The following is a 21,507-nucleotide window of genomic DNA, read 5'->3' as shown; positions in this document are numbered from 1 at the left end:
TCCATGGAGCAAGAATTTCACAGCTGCTGACTATTTAATAGTAACGGCTGAAAGAGAAATGTCAACCCCTAATAGATACAAAGGAAGAAGCGAGGTGCTGAATCATGGCAGACACGGAGAATCGTGAGGAGCAGAAAATAAGCGAATGTCTTCGGGAAGCGTTTGGCTATTCGGATGATCAGCTGTTAAAACAGCTGGATCAGGCAAACGAGACTTTCAAAGATGTAAACTTCACTGGCGCCGAAGATCGACTCATGAAACGTTTCCTGGCACGAAAAGCCGAACTTGAAAAGGAAACCGCCTCCCAGACACCGACTCTGGTTCCACAGAACGAATCAGCCAACATTCAAATTGCAGAAGAGCTTCCAAAGAAGACGGTAACAGTAATCTCTGAAGCGGAAGAGAAAAAGAAGAATGAGAAGAAAGTGATACGATTCGGAAAGAAGAAGGTCCTTGCTACTGCGGCGTTGGTGGCAGTGATTGCAGGGATGCTTGGGGGGACGGCGATTGGGAAGAAGAGTTATTTTTTAAAGGTTAGAAGAAATGAGGCTACAATTTCTCTAGATAATGATAAAAATATGCCAAGTAATTCAAAATTGGAACAGGCATATGAAGCATTGGAGAGTGAATTAGGACTTCCCGTATTAAAATTGGGGTATATTCCGAAAGAATTACAGTTTATAAATTATGATATTTATGAAGACGGAGGGCAGATAGAATTTTCTTATTGCGGAAAAAGTGTTTACCTTATTCAACGAAAGAAGGAAATGAGTGTTTCTGCAGAAATAAAGTCAGATAGAAATGAGGAAGGAATTATATTTAACAAATGGATTAATAAAGATATAGAATATTATATTAATGACTTAGAGGATAACAATCAGGAATGTGAATGCTTTATTACAATAAACAATAGCTATTATTACTTATTTGGATATATAGAAAAAGAGGAATTTGAAAAAATATTAGAATATCTAAATTTTTTTTAAAAATCGGTCACAAATCTCTTTTACATACGTTTATATTTATAAAAATAAGTAAAGGAGATTAGTGAATGAAAGTAATGAAAAGGATTATCGGGATGGCACTAATATTTACATTGATGACGTGTGGAACTGCGTTTGCAGGGCTAAAAGACGTGAGGAATAGTCTGCTAAATACATACACACAAAGTAGGCTATTAGCTGATACATGTGTAAGTGATGGTGATATTACACCTAACAGTGCAAGAGGAAGAGTATTTTCAGCAGGAATGTTGGAACTGGTTAATAAACAAGATGGAACATTACATATTTCTGTAGATACATTTGCACATAGTGTAGTGGATGATATTTATCAATCTGTATTTTTGGATATGTGGGATGAATCAAAAGAAAAGTGGGTACAGGTTGGACATTGGGAATTTGAAAAAACTATTAAAGAAGATGAGAACCTAACATCATATCATGTAGGATTTACAGTGTCAGGATGTGAAGTTAATCGTTATTACCGTGCTCGTGCAATACATTTAGTTCAGTGGGGCGATGATGCAGAAGGCAAATCCACACAGACAGACGGTGTTCTTCTCACCGACCATGCAGTTTAACCTTTAATACTTTAGTATATTATTCCGGCCGGATAATATAGACACAAACTGATAAAGGGAGATGGTTGATGGGAAGACACCGTAGATAAAACCGGTCGAGGCCGGTGAGAATAATGATTCGACAATTTATGAACTGAATAAAAGAAATAGCCCCGCGCACAACAAACCTCTTGCGGGGCTATTTTTACGTCTGGAAATGACTCACTTTTGATGTTTAAGCCTGCTGCTCTTTGTACTGCTTTAAAGCTCTTGCAAGCTGGTCTGGACATGAGGTTGGGCGGCCGTTGCAGCTTACGCCTTCGACTCTCTTGATGACATCGTCGATATCCATGCCTTCAACGAGAAGGCCGATACCTTTTAAGTTTCCATTGCAGCCGCCAACGAAGCTTACATTTTTGAGTTTGTTGTTCTCTACATCAAAATGGATTTCTCTGGAGCAGGTGCCCTGTGTCTTGTATACCATATAAAAACCTCCGTTTGTAAAAAATATGACCTTGCGGCCAGTTTGAAAGTATCCTTATTATACTCACAGCAGAGAATCATTGTCAAGAGAAGCGCGGAAAGAGCTGAGGATAGGCGATAAAGCAAGATTTCCAGACGGAAAAAATAAGTTTACAGGTTACAGACGAAGCAAATATCGGAATTATTAAAAACGGGCCAGCTTAGTTCGAGGTGAGTAGAAGAGCGAGCGAACTTAGTGACTTGGTCATTCTGGAGATCGACGGATGAGTTGAGGATTTTATCGGCGGATGAGCTAAGGATTTTATTTGACCTTCCGCTCTGTATCCCGTATAATGAGAACGATAAAGACGGTAAGAACGCGTCTAAAACTCAGACAGAATCTATGTTTAAGAGCAGCAGATGAACTGCTGCTTTCGGGATCAGACTAAAATCATATGATACAACACGGAGGAATTCAAATGCTTGGTATTATCGGAGCAATGGAAGTGGAAGTCGAGAAGCTTCGCGCGAAAATGACAGAGACAGAGATGAAGACAGTGGCAGGAATGAATTTCTGCAGGGGAAAACTGGAGGGAAAGGACGTTGTCATCGTTCGTTCCGGTATCGGTAAGGTAAACGCCGGTATCTGCAGCCAGATCCTTGTGGATCTTTATCAGGTGGATGGAATCGTAAATACAGGAATCGCAGGTTCCTTAAGAAATGAGATCAATATCGGTGACCTCGTTCTCTCTACTGTTGCAGTACAGCACGATGTGGACGCAGGCGGATTCGGATATCCGGCAGGTGAGATTCCCCAGCTTGGCGTGAAGGAATTCCCGGCGGATGAGCGACTTTTAGCTCTCGCGGAAGAGGCATGCAGAGAGGCAAACCCGGATATCAGCACTTTCAAGGGACGCGTTGCCAGCGGTGACCAGTTTATCGACAGCAAGGAGAAAAAGAACTGGATCCATGACACCTTCGACGCGTACTGCACAGAGATGGAAGGCGCAGCAGTCGCTCAGGCCGCATACTTAAATAAGATTCCGTACCTGATCGTCCGTGCAATCTCCGACAAGGCAGATGACAGCGCCCATATGGATTACGGCGAGTTTGAGGCAAAGGCTGTTGAGCATTCCGTGAACCTGATGCTTGCACTTGTAAAGAGAATCTAAAAAGAGAAGACTCAAAAAGTTTTCTGGAGCAAGAAAGCTGCGAGAACTACTTTCTACGAGAATATTTTACCTCCACTATCACCTTAAAACGCGATTCCTGTCCCCATTTGACGAACGATTCTTCCGTTCTCAACCTTCTCAAAAACATTCTAGGCCGGTATAATTAGTGGCATCATCTGGAATTGATCTGGACGAAGAAAGGGGAACTGATTATGCTGGAATTTTTACAGACAGGGAGAATGCTCTATGTCCTGGCAGCGATCTGTGCGCTCGGGACACTCAGCACACTCGTAACAGGCAGCCTCTACAAAAGATTGATCAAAGAAACCGGAAACATGGCTCTCACGAAGGATAAAAATTTAAAGGCTCTGAAACAGCGCATGGAAAATGTGTTCCTTATTAACCACGGGATCCGAAATGTGAACGCGTACATAGAAAAACAGCTCTACGGATTCCGTTTCATGCACATGAGCCTTGACGGGTGGGACAATTTGTCGGTGCAGGCGATGATCCTCTGCTTTATGGCAGGCGGAGCGGCGGCGTTCGGTGCTTACTGGTATCGGTGTGACAACTATTATATTGTGCTCTACGGGGCAGCGGGCGTTTTTGGCGGATTGTTCCTCGCATTTGTGGACAACGGGATCGGTGCCGGGACAAAACGGAAACAGCTTGCGGATCATTTAGTTGATTATGTGGAAAACTCTCCGCATTTTTATAAAAGTGTGGATAACAGCGCCTACGCCGGGCAGGAGCGGAAAAAGGCGGTGGGCTCTTCCGATATCGTAGATTTTTCAGGCACCAGCGGCATTGGATATGGAAGAAACCAGGAGAATGCGAGAAAAGAAAAGCTCAACAGCCGCTTTTCTGTCCTTGGAAAAAAGAAGGACGCACAGGCTGCTAACGGGAACGGGGAAACGGACCAGGTGGAAAAAGGGAGTCTCGCCAGGACCAGGGACACCGGGAGAACGTCACGTCTGGACGGAAAAGGACCCGCGTTCCAGGAAAATGAGGACGACCAGGCCGTAAATGGGAACAGCGCAGGCAGTTCATCAAAAAAAACGGCGGGAAAGGCCGATTATAATAGAGGCACAGTTCAAAATGTCCGGGATATTGGACAGGAAAATTCAGGAACAGGCGGAAAAGTACCGACAAGTGAGACGGAGCTTGCCCAGAGTATCAATCATCTGAGCGAGAGCCTGAAGCAGATCGCCGCGAGCAGGGAGCAACCGGAGGAGATGCTGAAAGATTCGGACAGGCTGGATCTGATACGGAATTCAATCCCGCCGGCGGAGCTGGACATGCTGAAGACGCTGTTTAATACACTGCAGAGTGGCGGGGTATAAAATCAGCAGGGCAGTCCATATTTTAACAATACAAGGCAGACGGTGAAACAGAACGGCAAACAAATCGAAAAATCAGGAGCACGGCGCAGTGCTTAAAACCTGGGGGAGGAAAGCGGATGATGAGTGAAGATGTAGTGCCGATAAAATTGCTTCCGTCCATTGTCAAGGGTTTCACGAAGTGGTATAATAACGAACGGAGATTGTGAATCTCACACAAGAAAAGGAGACAGGGTTATGGGTAAAGAAATCGTATTTGATTATTCCAAGACAGCCGGATTTATCAGCGAAGAGGAAATGAAAAACATGAAGAGCACCGTTATGGGCGCGAAAGATGTCCTGACAGCGAAATCCGGTGCAGGCAATGACTATCTTGGATGGATCGACCTCCCGGTTGATTATGATAAAGAAGAGTTTGCAAGGATCAAGAAAGCGGCAGAAAAGATTCAGGGAGATTCCGATGTGCTTCTCGTGATCGGTATCGGCGGATCTTACCTCGGAGCCCGCGCTGCGATCGAGTTTTTATCCCACAGCTTCTACAATGTGCTGCCGCAGGGAAAGAGAAAAACTCCTGAGATCTATTTCGTAGGAAACAGCATCAGCAGCAAATATATCCATGATCTTCAGGATGTACTGGAAGGAAAAGATTTCTCCATTAATATTATATCTAAGTCCGGCACAACCACAGAGCCGGCGATCGCTTTCCGCGTATTCAAGGAAATGCTGATCGGCAAGTATGGCAAGGAAGAGGCCAACAAGAGAATTTATGCGACCACAGACAAGGCAAAGGGAGCTTTAAAGAATCTGGCAAACGAAGAGGGATACGAGAGCTTCGTTGTTCCGGATGACGTTGGAGGACGTTTTTCCGTGCTCACAGCCGTAGGTCTTTTACCGATCGCAGTCAGCGGAGCAGATATCGACGCCCTGATGACAGGTGCAGCGGACGCAAGAAAGGTCGCTCTTGAGACAGAGTATGAGAAGAACCCGGCACTTTTATATGCCGCGGTCCGCAACATCCTGTTAAGAAAAGGAAAACAGGTGGAGATCGTAGCAAACTACGAGCCGAGCCTTCATTATGTATCTGAGTGGTGGAAACAGCTCTTCGGTGAGAGCGAAGGAAAAGACCAGAGAGGTATTTTCCCGGCAGCCGTTGATCTCACAACAGACCTTCACTCCATGGGGCAGTTTATCCAGGACGGCGCACGTATCATGTTCGAGACCGTTCTGAACGTGGAAGAATCTCCGGCGGAGATCGTCCTTCAGAAAGAGGATGTCGACACAGATGGTATGAACTATCTGGCAGGAAAGACGGTTGATTTTGTAAACAAGAGCGCCATGAACGGAACGATCCTCGCGCACACAGACGGCAGCGTGCCGAATCTTATGGTGAAGATCCCGGCGCAGGATGCTTACAGCCTTGGCCAGCTGTTCTACTTCTTCGAGTTTGCCTGCGGCGTCAGCGGCTACATCCTTGGTGTCAACCCGTTTAACCAGCCGGGTGTTGAGAGCTACAAGAAGAACATGTTCGCCCTGCTTGGAAAACCGGGCTATGAGGAGGCAAGAGAGGCGCTTCTCAAGAGATTATAAGTTATAAGGACGAATATTTTATGCGGCTTGTGAGGCGAAGTATGCAGATGGCAGAAAGAGAAAAAACATTCGCAAAAAGTCAGCCGTAGATAGAGATGAAAATAAAAATCAGCCCGATATCCAGGTGTTCTCCAGACAGGAAATACACGATAGGATGTTGGGCTGATTTTTATCTCAGTCGAGAAGACTCCCACCATTTCAGGTGGTGAGTCATAACAAATTAGTCTCAGTGGGAGTCCAATCTCCAACTGAGATAAACGCTCCGCGAGGATGCGCAGTGATTCTGTAAAGAATATGTCAGCTTGCGCTGACCAGAATCACGCGCCAAGTCTCACGGACGTTCGACTTGAATTTGATTGTTCTCCGTCGGCAAGACACTGCCTGCGGAGATCCATCAGGTGATTACCATATTTCCCGGAAGGTTATCCTGCTTTCGTTCCGGTTTTTGCCTGCACGGTGCATGAACCGGAGCTTACTCCTCGATCACCTGAAATTCCAGATAATCAAAATCGATCGATTCAATAAAACTGTCCTTCGTAAACCGCGTCTTATCATGCAGCTGAAAGTCGCGGATATTCGAGTCGAGCCAGATTGGCTGGCTTAAGTCAAATTCATGGCAGATCTCATCCAGTGCCTGAAATACCATGGCGGTTCTTGACATGGAATAGTCGTTATTGCAGGAAACCATATCTCGCACAAGATGGTTATCTTTCCATATTTTTCCCCAGATCCGGAACATAAAAACGTCCTCCATTCGATTGCTTTCACGATCATGATTTGAAAAACAGTATAACGGATTTTTTCCAGAAAGTAAAGGCACAACATTTTGCCCAAAATGCCTTGTATCGTCAGAAAAATTGTAGTAATCTATATCTATATGGACATTTTGATGACATACTTGAACCAGAGCCAGGAGGACAAAAGATGGGACAGCCAATTACAGATTATGCTGCTTTTTTTGCCAGCGCAGGACAGGCAGTACAGGAACTGGAAGCTCTGAATACAGAAGTGGAGCAGCTCGAAGCGGACGAGAAAAAGTTAGAGAGTTCCCTTAAGGGAAAACAGCGTTCTGTTACAGAAACCATCAGTCAGACGGTGAAGCAGCGGAAAGAAGAGATCACAAAAAGCTATGACGCGGAACTCGGAAAGGCCCAGGAGCGGCTTAAAAAAGTAAAAGCGAAGCGTGAAAAAGCAAAAAACCAGGGCGTCAAGGAACGGATCGAGGAGGACACCCGGGGACTTGTGCGGGAAAATAAAGAACTGGCGGATCAGATGAAGACCTTATTTAAGGCCAATCATGTTCCGGGCTTCTGCCGGGGAAATTATTACTACGCACTTTACTTTACGAGGACATTTAAGGATTTTCTGGCACTTCTTGTGACGATCCTGATCTGTTTTCTTGCGATTCCCTGCGGCACGTATTTTCTGATCCCGGAGAGACGGACCATGTATCTCGTTGGAATTTATGTGGCGGCGATCCTTATTTTCGGCGGAATCTATGTGACGGTGGGAAATATGACCAAGGTGCGCTACATGGACGTGTTGAAAGAGGGACTTGGCATCCGTGCAAAGATCCGTGCAAATAAAAAAGAGATGAAAGTGATCGCGAAGACGATCCGCCGGGACAAGAACGAGACGATCTACAATCTCCAGAAATTCGATGACGAGATTGCCCAGCTCGATCAGGATGTGGCTGAGATCAACCGGAAAAAGAAAGAAGCGCTGACGACCTTCGATACCGTGACGCGGACGATCATCTCCGACGAGATCACGGCAAACAATAAAGAAGAGATCGGCCGGATGGAGGATGATCTTGCTTCTTTGTCGGAAAAACTCCGCAGTACGCGTACAGCGGCGAAGGAGAAATCGCTGTTTATTACGGATAACTACGAGGTATATATAGGAAAAGGCTATATGACTTCTGAGAAGCTGCAGGCGCTGGCGGATATCGTGAGAAGCGGAGCAGCGTCCAATATAAGTGACGCGATTGCTGTTTATAAGAGCCAGGAAGAGACGGCAAAGTAAAAAACGCTCAGCAAGTCCGACGAAAATACCGATTCGTATAAAAAACGAATGGAAAAGAAAAAGATAACTGTTCAGTAGGTCTGCGCACTTGCTGTGCTGACCGCAAGAGAACATAAGCTGGAAGGCAAAAATCCCATCGGCGCAGCCGATCCGGAATGGATTTTTGCTTGTAACTATAAAGGTACTGGATAGTTGGAGAAAAAGTATATTTTAAAGTGGTGCGAAAAAGACAGGAAGAACGGCATCACAGGGGAGGAAAACAAAAGATGAGAAAGCTTGGAATGAAGATTGCGGTTGCTGCCGCGGTATTCTGCATGGCAATGCCATTTGCCTCATTTGCGGGAACATGGAAATCCGACGCGAACGGAATGTGGTACCAGTTTGATGACGGTTCCTATCCGAAGGGAAGATGGGCATGGATCGATACGGACAATGATGGAATGGCAGAGAGCTTCTATTTTGATGAAAACGGCTATGTCCTGAGAAATACGACAACACCGGAGGGCTATCAGGTAAACAGGATCGGTGCCTGGGTCGTTGGCGGCGAGGTAAAGCAGAAAGCCGGTGGGGAGACGAAGAACAGCAGCTCTGGAACTTCTGGAAACAGTAGCGGTGGTTCCAACAGTAACAGCAATTCGAATCATTCCAGTTATTGGAATTATGGCTATAATTATGATCCGGACTGGTATCTGAAAGCTGATTACTTGAGCGAAATAGATAAGGCAGCTTATCACTATTCTTCAAAATATTATAATTGGGATGCTTACAATCCGGATGAAATCGCAAAAGTGAGAGAACAGGTCGACCGAATCGCAGCCAACCCGTGTGATGCGACCGCATCCGCTGAGATGGTCAGTGTGGAGATTCCGGTATGGAGATTGAGAAATGGCCAGAAGGTTGCTGGAACAGCGCATGTACAGGTGTTAAGTTCCATCGCGAATGATGTAAAGGAGATCTTTACAGAGATCTATAATGGACCGGAGAAGTTCCCGATCGAGAGCGTCGCCGGATACAACTGGAGAAGCAACGGACTTGGAAGCAACCATAGTTCAGGAACTGCCATTGATATCAATCCTGACGCAAACCCGCAGATCGATGTAGACGGTACAACAGTTCTTATCGGGAATAAATGGGAGCCGGGCGTGAATCCGTATTCCATTGGACGCGACAGTGATGTTGTGAAGGCATTTGGAAAACATGGATGGAACTGGGGAGCCGGATTCAGCAGAGCGGATATGATGCACTTTGATTACTAAGCAAAATAGAGATTTAATGAGAGACTGGGTATTTGAGGGTACCTGGTCTCTTTTTTATGTAACAGGAAATTCCGAGGAATTCCCTGTTACATAAAAAGGCACTAACGTGCCAAAGATGCGCACTCGCGCGAAGATGCAGATTGTCGCAAGCGACCGCGCGAGGCGCGAGAATGTGCCAAGGCACATTCTTTTTTATAATGGGAGATTTTTGAGAAATTCCATATTACATAAAAATATCGTGAAAAGTAACGAGCAGAATGGAGCGGGAATAACATGTATAATCTCTGCGTATTCTGCCTATAATATCTCATAGAAACCAGCCAGGAAACGGAGTGTTTACCATGAGATTCGGGAGGCGGAAGATCACTTATTACGATACGGAAGCGGGATTTGAGGCAGAGAAATTTGCGGCGAGACTTCTGCTTCTTTTGATGAACGAGATGCGGGCATCAGGCCGCCGCCAGGTGGTGTTTTTGTGCATCGGGACGGACCGGTCAACGGGGGACAGCCTGGGGCCGTTGATCGGTTCGCGTCTGGAGGCAGAGGAGATCGGTGGAGCGGTGGTGATCGGGACGCTGGAACATCCGGTCCATGCAGTGAACCTGGACCGGACGCTGGAACATATCGAGGAACATTATCCGGACGCGATCATCATCGCCGTGGATGCCGCCGTTGGCCGTTGGGATCATGTGGGGCTCGTGACACTGGAAAAAGGACCGCTCCGCCCGGGACTGGGCGTTCGGAAGGAACTTGCCGCCGTGGGTGACATCTCCATCACCGGGATCGTCGGCGGGGCGGAGAGCGGGGATCCCCTGTTTTTACAGAGCATCCGTCTGTCCATGGTCATGCACCTGGCGGACTGCATCAGCCGCAGCATCTGTCTCGGAATGCGGATCATTGGGAGACGTGTCGAAAACTTTTCCAGCCAGGCTGCGCCGTTTTGACATGTTTTGCGGATGTATCATGCTATACTTCGGAAAGAATTCGACGAAGCACGGTTTCGTGGTTCGCGTAAATATAGAGACGGCCGGTATCTGGACATGCCGGCCGCCTGAAGATAGAACGAGGTGTCAGCATGGGAGAATTATACAATCCGTTTCCGAAACTTCCGAAAAATATCCGCCAGATCGGTGACACGGACCAGGTGGTCCGGCTGTATGTGGAGGATTATGTAAATACATATTTAAAGCGCCTGTATCCGGCGGGAAACCAGACGCTGCGGGTGGGACTTCTGCTGGGCAGCACGGAAAATTATGACGGCATGCCGTATATCTTTATCGATGGGGCCATCGAGATGGAGGACGTGGAGGTGTCCGGGGAGAAGATAGAATTCTCGGAGAATGCCTGGAAGAAGGCATACCGGGGAATTGAGGAGTCATTTCCGAAGCGGACGGTCCAGGGATGGTTTATCTGCGGGGCGCCGTCGAGCCAGTTGAGTCCGCTGAATTACTGGAAGCAGCACAACCAGTATTTCAATGGGAAGAACAAGCTTATGTACCTGAATCATGGACTGGAAGGCGAGGAGGCGGTCTATGTCACGTCGGAGGACGGATTTTACCGGTTAAAGGGCCACTGTATCTACTATGAGCGGAATCAGATGATGCAGGATTACATGGTGACGCGGAAAGATGTTCGCCGGGTGGAGTCCGGGTCCCACGAGAAGGTCATTAAGGATTTCCGCCAGCGGATGACGGTTCGGAAAGAACAGGCGGATGCCGGACGGCATATGTCCGGAATCCTGGGGACGGCCTGCGGGGTCCTCACGGTGGCGGTGCTGGCAGGAGGTGTGGTCCTCGTCAACAATTATCACAAGATGCGGCAGATGGAGTCTGTGCTGACTTCTGTGGTGCCTGCGGGGACGGCGAACTGGAGTGATTACCTGGACAAGCTGAATCAGGAGCCGGATTTTGTCATCGAGGAGCGCCCGGGAAATGTGTTCCCGACAGAGGCCAGCGGTGAGACCGGGGAAAGTTATGCGGCGGAGACTATGGAGACGACGGAAGCCGGGACGGATACGGAGGCCGCCAGCGTGGACAGTCAGCCGCAGAATCATAGTACAGGCAGTACAGATGGGCAGCAGGCGCAGTCCACGCCAGGCAGTTCCGGTGGGCAGACGGGCACAGTGAGCCAGCCGTCAGACACCGCGGCGGCAGCCAGCAATGAGACCGCCGCCGCATCCGGTGCTGTAGAGGAGGCAGTTCCGTCCACCAGCGCCGAGTCTCCGACCCAGCCCCGCGTCGGAATGGGAAAAGAGAGTGAACAGAGCAGCACGGAAAGTTCCAAGAAGGAACCCGTCGATTACGCTGCCGCGTCCGCAAACGGCTACCGGATCTATGAGATCGGTGACGGGGAGACGTTATACGGAATCTGCTGGAAAGAGTATGGAAATTTGAAGCGGCTGTCCGAAATCTGCGAACTGAACCACCTGGACAATGTGGACCATATTGTGGCAGGGCAGAAGCTGGTTCTGCCGTAAATTTCAGACTTTTCTCCTGTTAAAAATGTATCAGAACCTGTAAAAATTTTGAAAAATCATCTTGCAGGTCAAGATTGGTTCCGCCCCGCAAAATGAACTGCAATAAAAACAAAGAATTTAATGCGCATCTCCTGAAAATGGTGTATACTAGCCTATATATGTCCATTTTCAGGAGATTTTTATGAGTGATATGCAATCTATGGACAGAGAGAAGAAAAAAAGGCAGCTCAGACAGAATATCGTACAGATGCCGGACAACGGATCGGAAGAACCGATGGATGATGGCCGGCTTGCCAAATATAGAAGAAAAAAGCGGATCATCGCGGCCGCGGCCGTCTGTTTTATTGCGGCATTAGGTTTTACCGGCTACCGGTACATGAATGGATATGAGTATACCGGCTACAGCGTCCAGTGGGAGCGGTCCATGCGCTACACAGAAAACTCTGGCACGGATAAGAAAACACAGGCAGCAGAGACAAGTGCTGCGGCTGACAGTGCAGGGACAGACGGAGCCGGTGAGACTGCTTCGGCAGAAAGCTCCGGCGCTTCCGGGGCGGGAAGCGGAACCCCAGATGAGACGGCGTCCGCGGAAACTTCTGCACCGGCAGAGGCGTCAAAAACGGTCGGCGATAGCAGCTTTGTGAAGTTCGCCATGTTCGGCGACAACGTGATCAAGTATACAAAGGACGGCGCTTCCTATATCGATGCCTCCGGCAAAACGATCTGGACCCAGAGCTATGAGATGAAAACACCGATCATCAACATCAACGGGGACTACGCTGTGATCGCGGACCAGCAGGGAAACGAGATGTACATCTGCAGCAAAGAGGGATGTACCGGAACGGCGAAGACACAGCTTCCGATCACGAAAGCAGCGGTATCTGCCCGCGGCGTTGCGGCGGCAGTTGTTGAGGACAGCACGGCGAGCTACATATTCTACTTCAAGAAGGACGGCGAGTCGCTGGGGATCAACATCAAGATGCTCTTATCCGGAGATGGATATCCGGTGGACATCGCGCTTTCTCCAGACGGAAAACAGATCGTCATGTCCGTTATGTACATGAAAAATGGCGCTCTGAAGAACAAGGTGGCGTTCTACGATTTCTCTGAGATCGGAAAAAATGTCAACAACCGTTTTATCGCCGCTTTTGAAGAAGAATTTGATGACAAGATGGTGGGACGCATCCGCTACTTAAATGATCAGACGGTCTGCGCCTTTTCCGATAAAGGGCTGACCTTTATCTCTGTAAAAAATGTGATCCCGGACACAAATGTCACGTTTGTTCCGGTGGATGAAGAGATCCAGAGTATCTGCTACTCAGACAAATATGCGGCTGTCGTTGTCGACAGTACCTCCGGAAGTCCGTACCGGCTTGATGTATACAACACGGATGGAAAGAAGGTTACAAGCATTGATTTTGACTACGCCTACACAGGCGTCCTCATTGACGGAGACAGGCTTATCCTGTATAATGAGGAATCGTGCAGGGAATACAACCTGGACGGACACGAGAGGTTTAACGGACAGTTTGACTTTTCTGTATCGCTCGTAAGAGCAGGCAAAAATCGTACCAATTCTCTGATTACCGCAGGCAGCGAGGTAATGAAAGAGATTAAATTAAGGTAAATAAATGTAATAGTGAAAACATGTTACAACACTGATAACTGTGAAGAAAATGAACAGTTACCACACCTATGGATTATCAGGAGGAATGAAACAATGAACACTATCGACAATCTGGCGATCAATTCCATCAGAATTTTATCCGCAGATGCGATCCAGAAGGCAAATTCCGGCCATCCGGGACTTCCCCTCGGCAGTGCGCCGATGGCTTATGAGCTCTGGGCACACCACATGAACCACAATCCGGCAAACCCGGAGTGGGCAAACCGTGACCGCTTTATCTTATCCGGCGGACATGGCTCCATGCTGTTGTATTCCCTGCTTCACCTGTTCGGATACGGTCTTACAAAGGAAGACCTTATGAACTTCCGTCAGGTCGGATCCCTGACTCCGGGACATCCGGAATACGGCCACACCGTAGGTGTTGAGGCTACAACAGGACCGTTAGGCGCAGGTATGGGCATGGCTGTTGGTATGGCAATGGCTGAGAAGCATCTGGCATCCGTATTCAACAAGGAAAGCTACCCGGTTGTCGATCACTTCACATATGTACTCGGCGGCGACGGCTGCATGATGGAGGGAATTTCCTCTGAGGCATTCTCCCTTGCAGGAACACTTGGACTTGGTAAACTTATCGTTCTCTACGATTCCAACCGCATCTCCATCGAGGGAAGCACAGACATCGCATTCCGCGAGAACGTGGAAGAGCGCATGAAAGCATTCGGCTTCCAGACAATTACCGTTGAAGACGGAACAGATATCGACGCTATCGGCGCAGCAATTGAGGTTGCAAAGGCTGATACTGAGCATCCGTCCTTCATCACCATCAAGACTGAGATCGGCTTCGGCTGCCCGGCTAAACAGGGCAAGGCAAGCGCCCACGGCGAGCCGTTAGGTGTTGACAACATCAAAGCAATGAGAGAGACTCTCGGCTGGCAGTATGAGGAACCGTTCTTTGTGCCGGAAGAGGTCTATGAGCATTATTCCCGTCTTGCAGAGGAGAAGGCAGACGTTGAGGCAGCATGGAACGCTATGTTTGCCGCATATTGCGACGAGTACCCGGAGATGGAGAAGCTCTGGGAGCAGTACCACACAGCTCCGGACGCAAAGGCACTGATCGAGAACGAGGCACTCTGGCTCACAAAAGACAAGGCAGAGGCAACACGTTCCCTTTCCGGCAAGATGATCAACATCTTAAAGGACATCATGCCGAACATGATCGGCGGTTCCGCTGACCTTGCTCCGTCCAACAAGACAGCCATGAAGGATGCGGGCGACTTCTCCGCAGAGAACCCGGCAGGCAGAAACCTCCACTTCGGCGTAAGAGAGCTTGCGATGACAGCGATCGGCAACGGTATCATGCTTCACGGCGGTCTCCGCGCTTATGTTGCGACATTCTTCGTGTTCAGTGATTATGTAAAACCGATGGCGAGACTTTCCGCACTGATGGGAGTTCCGCTGACATTTGTTCTGACTCACGACAGCATCGGCGTTGGCGAAGACGGACCGACCCACGAGCCGATCGAGCAGCTCGCTATGTTCCGCGCAATGCCGAACTTCCATGTATTCCGTCCGTGTGACGCGACAGAGACATCCGCAGCATGGCTGTCCGCAGTAACATCTGAGAAGACACCGACAGCGCTTGTCCTTTCCAGACAGAACCTCAATCCGATCCCGGGAAGCAGCAAGGACGCGTTAAAGGGCGGCTATGTGATCGATGACTGCGAGGGAACACCGGACGCAATCCTGATCGCAAGCGGTTCTGAGGTTGATCTTGCGGTTAAGGCGAAAGCAGAGCTTACAGCTGAAGGCAAGAAGATCCGCGTCGTATCCATGCCGTGTATGGATATCTTCGAGGAGCAGAGCGCAGAGTACAAGGAGTCCGTACTTCCGAAGGAAGTCAGAAGAAGAGTTGTCGTTGAGGCACTTTCCGACTTCGGCTGGGGCAAGTATGTCGGCCTCGACGGAGCTTATGTGACCATGAAGAGCTTCGGAGCAAGCGGTCCGGCAGCAAAACTGTTTGAGAAGTTTGGATTTACGGTTGAGAATGTTGTAAATACTGTAAAGACCCTGTTCTAATCAGATAGATGGAAAATGCGGCAGCCCGATGTGAAATGGGCGGCTGTGAAAAATAGGGGCTGGCGCCTGGACTATGGGGCGGCAGCTCCGCAAGGTCGTGTGCTGTCCGGACAGATGGCTGAAAGCCGTTGTTGGACGGATAGCGGAAAATCAGGGAAAAGGGGAGCACACATGAGTTTAAAGTGTATTGGAATCGATATCGGCGGAACAAGCGTGAAGCTCGGTATCTTTGAGGAAGACGGAACTCTCGTAAAGAAGTGGGAGATTCCGACAAGAAAAGAGGAGAACGGAAAGTATATCCTGGGCGATATTGCGGCTTCGATCCGCAGAATGGCAAAGGAAAGCGGTCTGGAGCTCTCTGATTTTTCCGGAGCGGGAATGGGATTCCCTGGACCGGTTCTTCCGAACGGACACTGCGAAGTGTGTGTAAACCTCGGCTGGAAGGCCGGAAATCCACAGCAGGAGCTCAGCAGACTGCTGGATGGTATGGTCGTAAAAAGCGGAAATGACGCGAACGTCGCGGCTCTCGGTGAGATGTGGCAGGGAGGCGGAAAAGGCTACAAAAACCTTGTCATGGTAACTCTGGGAACCGGCGTCGGCGGCGGCATTATCCTGAATGAAAAGATCTGGACCGGCGAACAGGGGGTCGGCGGTGAGATCGGCCATATCCATGTGATGGAAGGTGAGAAAGAGGCGTGCAATTGTGGCGGACACGGCTGCTTAGAGCAGGTGGCTTCCGCGACAGGAATCGCCAGAACCGCAAGAAGAATGCTGGCGGCAGATAACCGCCCGTCCACTCTCAGAAGCTTAAAGAACATCAGCGCGAAGAACGTGCTGGATGCAGCGAAGGCGGGAGATGCGCTTGCACTGGAATCCCTCAATAAGTCCTGCTATTACCTTGGCTGGGCTCTTGCGACGATCTCCATGGTTCTGGATCCACAGGCATTCCTGATCGGCGGCGGTGTATCCAAGGCCGGAACATTCCTGACTGATATTATTAAGAGGTACCACGATGAGTTATCTCCGATGGCAACAAAGAAGGCGGACATCGTTCTTGCGAAGCTTGGAAATGATGCCGGAATCTACGGTGCCGCGAAGCTGATCATCGGATAAAGAAGAGAGAGTCCGGTGACGGACTCCCTTTTTGCTGTGAACGCACATAGCGCATGTATGGGTGAAAAAGAAAAGTGTCCGCCATAAGCGGACACACATTACCTCTAAAAAAGAGGAGACCCCGGTCGCGACAACCGGGGCAATTATGAAAAATCTATGTGCAATTTGTCTAGTTGGTTAAGTCAAACGACTTTTTGTTTATGCAATAAGTATAAAAAACAAATGTGAACAAATTGTGAACGAACTATGAAGTTATTGTAACACATTCTTATTTGTACGTCTGAGAAAAACGCAATAGAAGGAGAAGATCAATGGCAGTTGAAGAACTGAAAAAAACACTTGTCCTGGGACACAGAAATCCTGACACGGATTCCATCTGCTCAGCCATCTGCTATGCAGGTTTCAAGCATCAGCTTACCGGCGAGAATTATGAGCCGTGCCGTGCCGGAAATGTAAACCCGGAGACACAGTATGTGTTGGATTATTTTAAATTAAAGGCCCCACGCCTCGTGGAGAACGTCAAGACGCAGGTCAAGGACATCGAGATCCGCAAGACAAAAGGCGTGTCCCGCGGAATTTCCTTAAAGAATGCATGGGGACTCATGCAGGAGAACAACGTTGTTACACTTCCGTGCGTGACAGAGGAAGGTCTCCTGGAGGGCGTTATCACGATCGGCGATATCACCAAGTCCTACATGAACTTATATGACAGCAGCATTATCTCAAAAGCGTGCACGAAGTACGCGAACATCCTTGATACTCTGGAAGGAAGCATGGTAGTCGGCGATTCTGAGGCATATTTTGACCGCGGAAAAGTCCTGATCGCGGCCGCAAACCCGGACCTGATGGAGAACTACATCGAGAAACATGACCTGGTCATTCTCGGAAACCGTTATGAGTCCCAGCTTTGCGCCATCGAGATGGAAGCAGGCTGCATTATCGTCTGCGAGGGCGCAGGTGTATCCCTTACGATCCGCAAACTGGCACAGGAGCGCGGCTGTGCAGTCATTACGACACCGTATGACACCTACACAACAGCCCGTCTGATCAACCAGTCCATGCCGATCAGCTACTTTATGACGAAGGAAAACATCATCGAATTCTCTGAGGAAGATTACCTCGACGATATCCGCGAGATCATGGCGAGCAAGAGACACCGCGATTTCCCGATTCTTGATTCTGACGGAAAGTACATCGGCATGATCTCCAGACGTAACCTCTTAGGCGCAAAGGGAAAGAGTATCATCCTTGTGGACCACAACGAGAAGAGCCAGGCCGTAGAGGGCATGGAGAGCGCCGATATCCGCGAGATCATCGACCACCATCGTCTCGGAACTGTTGAGACCATGTCCCCGGTATTCTTCAGAAACCAGCCCCTAGGCTGCACCGCGACCATCATCTACCAGATGTACCAGGAGAACCACATAGAGATCGACAAGACAACGGCAGGACTCTTATGCAGTGCGATCATCTCCGATACCCTGTTATTCCGTTCCCCGACCTGCACGCCGATCGATAAGGCAGCCGGACTCGCTCTTGCGCAGATCGCTGGTCTCGATATCGAGAAGTACGCCATCGACATGTTCTCCGCAGGAAGCAACCTGAAGGGAAAATCCGACGGCGATATTTTCTACCAGGATTTTAAGAGATTCACAGTAGGAAATTCCGTATTCGGAATCGGCCAGATCACCTCCTTAAATGCAGTGGAGCTCAAGGATCTGAGAACAAGAATGTCCGCATACACGGAGAAAGAGAGAGAGCAGCATGAGATCGACATGATGTTCTTCATGCTCACAAACATTCTGACAGAGTCCACAGATCTGATCTGCACCGGACAGGGAGCGGAGCAGCTTATTGCCAATGCGTTCCATGTAAAGGATGAGGATATGGAGAACGTCAGCGGACAGACCGGAATCGTGAAGCTTCCGGGCGTTGTTTCCAGAAAGAAACAGCTTGCGCCGCAGATCATGATGGCATTACAGTAGTAAATTTTTTGCAGCAGCCCGGTTGTCTGACACGGTCGAATCGGGAGAAGTCATGACCGGGCTGCCGTATTTATAAGTTGGGAGCAGCAGTTGTTACGCATTTGAAAGGAAGTGCGGATGGCAGACACTGCAGGTGTGAGATGCCGGAAAGGTCGCGATTGAAGAAAGGCAGGATCTGTAAAGATGGGAAAACGACAGTTTAAACCAGGAAATATGCTGTACCCGGTTCCAGCTGTCCTTGTGACGGTGGCTGACCGGGAAGGAAATTCGAATATTTTTACGGTGGCATGGGCGGGAACCATCTGTACGAATCCGCCGATGCTGTCCATCAGTGTCCGGCCGGAACGACACTCCTACCATATGATGAAGGAAACTGGGGAGTTCGTCGTAAACCTGACGACGGAGTCCATGGCCTGGGCGACAGACTACTGCGGCGTGCGCTCCGGGCGCGACGTGGATAAGTGGAAAGAGACCGGGCTGACCCCGGAGAAGGCGAACGTGGTGGATGTACCGGTGATCAAAGAGAGCCCGGTGAACATCGAGTGCCGCGTTGTGAAGGTGGAAGAGCTGGGAAGCCATCATATGTTTATCGCCGATGTTGTGGCGGTGGATGTGGATGAGGCGTACATGGATGAAAAGGACACCTTCCATCTTTCCATGGCGAAGCCGTTAGCCTATTCCCATGGAAGATATTATGGGATGGGCGAGGAGCTGGGAAGCTTCGGGTACAGCGTGAGAAAGCAGGAAAAGGGTGCGAAGGCTAGCAGGAAAACTTCAAAATCAGCGGAAAAAGCCGGAGGTGCCGGGAAAGTTCGAAAGTCTGCAGACGTGAACGGCGGAAAGAAAGCAACTACCCGGCCGGAACAAACCAGAAAGGCGAATAGTCAGAAATCCGACGGTCCGCGGAATGATAAGAAGAGACAGAAGTAGTCTGCAGAGTGACTGCAGTCATACGGAACAGTTAACCAGAGATAATTACAGCGACAGACAAAAGAGCGAGGCATAAGTTATGAAGAAAAAAAATATTCTGATGATCGGAATGCCGGCGTCCGGAAAGAGCACCATCGGCGTGCTGCTTGCGAAGCGTCTTGGATATTCCTTCGTGGATGTGGATCTTGTGATCCAGGAGAAGACCGGAAAGCTTTTGAAGGAGATCATCGCGGAAGAGGGCGATGACGGTTTCCTGCGTGTCGAGGAGCAGGCAAACCTGGAGCTGGATGTAGAGAAGTCCGTGATCGCGCCGGGCGGTAGTGTGATCTATGAGGCGAAGGCCATGGAACACTACAAAGAGACCGCGACGATCGTGTACCTGAAGCTTCGCTATGAGGATCTGGAATCACGTCTCGGAAACCTTGTGGACCGCGGTGTTGTCTTAAAGGACGGCATGACACTCCGGGATCTCTACAATGAGAGACTTCCGTACTACGAGAAATATGCGGACATCACACTGGATGAGACCGGAAAAGAGTTCGGTGAGCTGGTGGACGAGCTGAGAGCGTATTTTGAGAATTTAGAGAAATAAAATATCCCCGCCGCGTGAGAGAGAGGGGAACGCGGCGGGGAATCCGGGCACGGGGACAGGATTGGAAAGACCCCGGTGCCGGTATTACAAAATTAAGTGAAATAGCATATCAAATATCTTTTCCGATACTCTTCATATATTCTTTGAAATCATCCCCAAATTTCAACTTCATACACTCGAGAACAAGCTTCACGCAGCGATCGTCACCGAGTCTGGCGTTGTTGAAGGTCAGGTCATAGTTGACCGGATTTGTCCAGTAGTTGCCGCCGGTGTAATACTTATAGTAGTCCGCGCGGTACTTGTCCGTTTTCGTGATCAGATGATGCGCTTCCTCGACAGTAATGTCATCCATGCGTTCCATGACACGGCGCAGGGTATAGCTTCTCGGTGCCTCCACATAGATGCTGACCACGTTGTCATAGTCCTTTAAGATATAATCGGCGCACTTTCCGACGATCACGCAGGATTCCGAAGTGGCAAGTTTCTCGATGATGATCTTCTGATACTCGAAGAGCCGGTCATCTGAAGTAAATCTCGATAACTCACCGGTCGGTGAATGGCGTTTCGGCAGTGCCTGAAGCTGTTTCGTGATCAGACTGCCGTTTAAGGTCTCGTCGGCCTCTTTAAAGTAATGTTCCGGATAACCGCTGTACTGGGAAGCGAGCGTCAGGATACGATTGTCGTAGCTGTGGATATTCAGTTCATCCGCCAGCTTGGCGGCGATTGCACGTCCGCCGGAGCCGAATCCTCTGGCAACTGTGATAACAAAGTTTTTCATACAAGATCTCCCGTCCTTTCCGTAAATTTGACACTAAAAACAGAATAAACTGTCCGGTGAAGCCGGTTGAAATAGGATTTCCGGCTTTCCAGTGTCGAGATCTGTGTAGAATCCAGGGATGTTGCCGGCTTTTGTAAGTGTGTATCCAAGCTCCTCAAAATGCTGTTCCATGTAGGCGGAAGTCTTCCACTCACGGAATCCTGTCTCCGGGTGTGCCCAGATATGGTCAGCGGTGTCATAGATCAGTTTTTCATGTTTTTCAACGAGAGAAATTAATTTTTTAGAATCTACCATTTTGTATTACTCCTTTTAAATATATAACTATAAATGAGCAAATTTGAAAAACTGCACTATTAAGTCTTTCACATGCAGACATTAAGAATATTAAACGAATCAATGTCCGTGTTACATGCACAATAAGTCATAATTTTTGTGCACTTTTCGGTATTTGCTCATTTATAGTATATAAGTTGTAAGGATCAAGGCATCTAACAGCCAGATCGTTTTCCATGCATTGTTTAAGCATG

The 21,507-nt window shown here is 48.8% G+C and carries 19 protein-coding genes; 15 read left to right on the top strand and 4 right to left on the bottom strand.

Translation table 11 applies throughout. From position 1 onward, the window contains the following. Positions 1-104: 104 nt before the first annotated feature. On the top strand, positions 105-986 hold the full coding sequence (locus DWY93_RS14635) for a hypothetical protein (protein ID WP_117471042.1): 882 nt from the start codon (positions 105-107) through the stop codon (positions 984-986). A gap of 65 nt (positions 987-1,051) precedes the next feature. Continuing rightward, the gene (locus tag DWY93_RS14630) at positions 1,052-1,582 is read left to right on the top strand and encodes a DUF6147 family protein (RefSeq protein WP_015552900.1); all 531 of its coding nucleotides are present in this window, start codon (positions 1,052-1,054) and stop codon (positions 1,580-1,582) included. A gap of 214 nt (positions 1,583-1,796) precedes the next feature. Here DWY93_RS14630 and DWY93_RS14625 read toward each other — a convergent pair whose 3' ends face one another. Further along, positions 1,797-2,045, bottom strand: coding sequence for a TIGR03905 family TSCPD domain-containing protein (locus DWY93_RS14625; protein ID WP_015552901.1), 249 nt, complete (start codon positions 2,043-2,045; stop codon positions 1,797-1,799). A 457-nt stretch (positions 2,046-2,502) separates the two neighbouring features. On the opposite strand from DWY93_RS14625, the gene DWY93_RS14620 reads away from it, so the two are divergent. The 3 genes from DWY93_RS14620 to DWY93_RS14610 all read left to right on the top strand — a co-directional run bounded on the left by DWY93_RS14620 (position 2,503) and on the right by DWY93_RS14610 (position 6,122). Continuing rightward, positions 2,503-3,195: a 5'-methylthioadenosine/adenosylhomocysteine nucleosidase gene (locus DWY93_RS14620; protein WP_117471041.1), complete on the top strand. Its 693-nt coding sequence runs from the start codon at positions 2,503-2,505 to the stop codon at positions 3,193-3,195. Positions 3,196-3,407: 212 nt separating this feature from the next. Then, positions 3,408-4,538, top strand: a complete 1,131-nt coding sequence (locus tag DWY93_RS14615) for a hypothetical protein (protein WP_015552903.1) — start codon at positions 3,408-3,410, stop codon at positions 4,536-4,538. A 234-nt stretch (positions 4,539-4,772) separates the two neighbouring features. Beyond that, the gene (locus tag DWY93_RS14610; protein WP_117471040.1) at positions 4,773-6,122 is read left to right on the top strand and encodes a glucose-6-phosphate isomerase; all 1,350 of its coding nucleotides are present in this window, start codon (positions 4,773-4,775) and stop codon (positions 6,120-6,122) included. Positions 6,123-6,594: 472 nt separating this feature from the next. On the opposite strand, the gene DWY93_RS14605 is transcribed toward DWY93_RS14610, so the two are convergent. Next, complete coding sequence (locus tag DWY93_RS14605; RefSeq protein WP_015552905.1) at positions 6,595-6,861, bottom strand: hypothetical protein; 267 nt, start codon at positions 6,859-6,861, stop codon at positions 6,595-6,597. Positions 6,862-7,046: 185 nt separating this feature from the next. Here DWY93_RS14605 and DWY93_RS14600 point away from each other — a divergent pair, with 185 nt between their 5' ends. The 10 genes from DWY93_RS14600 to DWY93_RS14555 all read left to right on the top strand — a co-directional run bounded on the left by DWY93_RS14600 (position 7,047) and on the right by DWY93_RS14555 (position 20,202). Then, positions 7,047-8,147 (top strand): hypothetical protein, encoded by a 1,101-nt coding sequence (locus tag DWY93_RS14600; protein WP_117471039.1) that lies wholly within the window; start codon positions 7,047-7,049, stop codon positions 8,145-8,147. Positions 8,148-8,413: 266 nt separating this feature from the next. Continuing rightward, a complete protein-coding gene (locus DWY93_RS17320) occupies positions 8,414-9,403 on the top strand; it encodes a M15 family metallopeptidase (RefSeq protein WP_207658707.1) in 990 nt (329 codons plus the stop codon). A 341-nt stretch (positions 9,404-9,744) separates the two neighbouring features. Then, the gene (gene yyaC, locus DWY93_RS14590) at positions 9,745-10,347 is read left to right on the top strand and encodes a spore protease YyaC (protein ID WP_117471038.1); all 603 of its coding nucleotides are present in this window, start codon (positions 9,745-9,747) and stop codon (positions 10,345-10,347) included. A gap of 131 nt (positions 10,348-10,478) precedes the next feature. Then, positions 10,479-11,879 (top strand): LysM peptidoglycan-binding domain-containing protein, encoded by a 1,401-nt coding sequence (locus DWY93_RS14585; protein ID WP_117471037.1) that lies wholly within the window; start codon positions 10,479-10,481, stop codon positions 11,877-11,879. Positions 11,880-12,060: 181 nt separating this feature from the next. Continuing rightward, on the top strand, positions 12,061-13,506 hold the full coding sequence (locus DWY93_RS14580) for a DUF5711 family protein (protein WP_147324215.1): 1,446 nt from the start codon (positions 12,061-12,063) through the stop codon (positions 13,504-13,506). A gap of 93 nt (positions 13,507-13,599) precedes the next feature. Next, positions 13,600-15,582 carry a transketolase gene (tkt, locus tag DWY93_RS14575; protein WP_117471035.1) on the top strand — a complete coding sequence of 661 codons (1,983 nt, stop codon included), beginning with the start codon at positions 13,600-13,602 and terminating at the stop codon, positions 15,580-15,582. Positions 15,583-15,753: 171 nt separating this feature from the next. Further along, a complete protein-coding gene (locus tag DWY93_RS14570) occupies positions 15,754-16,695 on the top strand; it encodes an ROK family glucokinase (protein WP_015552913.1) in 942 nt (313 codons plus the stop codon). Positions 16,696-17,006: 311 nt separating this feature from the next. Next, positions 17,007-18,680: a putative manganese-dependent inorganic diphosphatase gene (locus DWY93_RS14565; protein ID WP_015552914.1), complete on the top strand. Its 1,674-nt coding sequence runs from the start codon at positions 17,007-17,009 to the stop codon at positions 18,678-18,680. Positions 18,681-18,863: 183 nt separating this feature from the next. Then, a complete protein-coding gene (locus DWY93_RS14560; protein WP_117471034.1) occupies positions 18,864-19,610 on the top strand; it encodes a flavin reductase family protein in 747 nt (248 codons plus the stop codon). Between the two features lie 79 nt (positions 19,611-19,689). Next, positions 19,690-20,202, top strand: a complete 513-nt coding sequence (locus DWY93_RS14555; RefSeq protein ID WP_117471033.1) for a shikimate kinase — start codon at positions 19,690-19,692, stop codon at positions 20,200-20,202. Positions 20,203-20,311: 109 nt separating this feature from the next. On the opposite strand, the gene DWY93_RS14550 is transcribed toward DWY93_RS14555, so the two are convergent. Both DWY93_RS14550 and DWY93_RS14545 read right to left on the bottom strand, forming a co-directional pair. Next, positions 20,312-20,980 carry a cytidylate kinase-like family protein gene (locus DWY93_RS14550; RefSeq protein ID WP_117471032.1) on the bottom strand — a complete coding sequence of 223 codons (669 nt, stop codon included), beginning with the start codon at positions 20,978-20,980 and terminating at the stop codon, positions 20,312-20,314. Between the two features lie 33 nt (positions 20,981-21,013). Further along, positions 21,014-21,274 carry a hypothetical protein gene (locus DWY93_RS14545; RefSeq protein WP_117471031.1) on the bottom strand — a complete coding sequence of 87 codons (261 nt, stop codon included), beginning with the start codon at positions 21,272-21,274 and terminating at the stop codon, positions 21,014-21,016. Positions 21,275-21,507 lie beyond the last annotated feature (233 nt).

The organism is Clostridium sp. AF28-12 (genome assembly GCF_003435225.1).
GTDB classification, from domain to species: domain Bacteria; phylum Bacillota; class Clostridia; order Lachnospirales; family Lachnospiraceae; genus Pilosibacter; species Pilosibacter fragilis.
Note: the sequence above shows the minus strand (reverse complement) of the source record. Positions and strands in the feature narration are given on the sequence as shown.

Coding starts and splice junctions, on each gene's coding strand:
- DWY93_RS14635 (WP_117471042.1), top strand. CDS start 105: ATGGCAGACACGGAGAATCGTGAGGAGCAGAAAATAAGCGAATGTCTT.
- DWY93_RS14630 (WP_015552900.1), top strand. CDS start 1,052: ATGAAAGTAATGAAAAGGATTATCGGGATGGCACTAATATTTACATTG.
- DWY93_RS14625 (WP_015552901.1), bottom strand. CDS start 2,045: ATGGTATACAAGACACAGGGCACCTGCTCCAGAGAAATCCATTTTGAT.
- DWY93_RS14620 (WP_117471041.1), top strand. CDS start 2,503: ATGCTTGGTATTATCGGAGCAATGGAAGTGGAAGTCGAGAAGCTTCGC.
- DWY93_RS14615 (WP_015552903.1), top strand. CDS start 3,408: ATGCTGGAATTTTTACAGACAGGGAGAATGCTCTATGTCCTGGCAGCG.
- DWY93_RS14610 (WP_117471040.1), top strand. CDS start 4,773: ATGGGTAAAGAAATCGTATTTGATTATTCCAAGACAGCCGGATTTATC.
- DWY93_RS14605 (WP_015552905.1), bottom strand. CDS start 6,861: ATGTTCCGGATCTGGGGAAAAATATGGAAAGATAACCATCTTGTGCGA.
- DWY93_RS14600 (WP_117471039.1), top strand. CDS start 7,047: ATGGGACAGCCAATTACAGATTATGCTGCTTTTTTTGCCAGCGCAGGA.
- DWY93_RS17320 (WP_207658707.1), top strand. CDS start 8,414: ATGAGAAAGCTTGGAATGAAGATTGCGGTTGCTGCCGCGGTATTCTGC.
- yyaC (WP_117471038.1), top strand. CDS start 9,745: ATGAGATTCGGGAGGCGGAAGATCACTTATTACGATACGGAAGCGGGA.
- DWY93_RS14585 (WP_117471037.1), top strand. CDS start 10,479: ATGGGAGAATTATACAATCCGTTTCCGAAACTTCCGAAAAATATCCGC.
- DWY93_RS14580 (WP_147324215.1), top strand. CDS start 12,061: ATGAGTGATATGCAATCTATGGACAGAGAGAAGAAAAAAAGGCAGCTC.
- tkt (WP_117471035.1), top strand. CDS start 13,600: ATGAACACTATCGACAATCTGGCGATCAATTCCATCAGAATTTTATCC.
- DWY93_RS14570 (WP_015552913.1), top strand. CDS start 15,754: ATGAGTTTAAAGTGTATTGGAATCGATATCGGCGGAACAAGCGTGAAG.
- DWY93_RS14565 (WP_015552914.1), top strand. CDS start 17,007: ATGGCAGTTGAAGAACTGAAAAAAACACTTGTCCTGGGACACAGAAAT.
- DWY93_RS14560 (WP_117471034.1), top strand. CDS start 18,864: ATGGGAAAACGACAGTTTAAACCAGGAAATATGCTGTACCCGGTTCCA.
- DWY93_RS14555 (WP_117471033.1), top strand. CDS start 19,690: ATGAAGAAAAAAAATATTCTGATGATCGGAATGCCGGCGTCCGGAAAG.
- DWY93_RS14550 (WP_117471032.1), bottom strand. CDS start 20,980: ATGAAAAACTTTGTTATCACAGTTGCCAGAGGATTCGGCTCCGGCGGA.
- DWY93_RS14545 (WP_117471031.1), bottom strand. CDS start 21,274: ATGGTAGATTCTAAAAAATTAATTTCTCTCGTTGAAAAACATGAAAAA.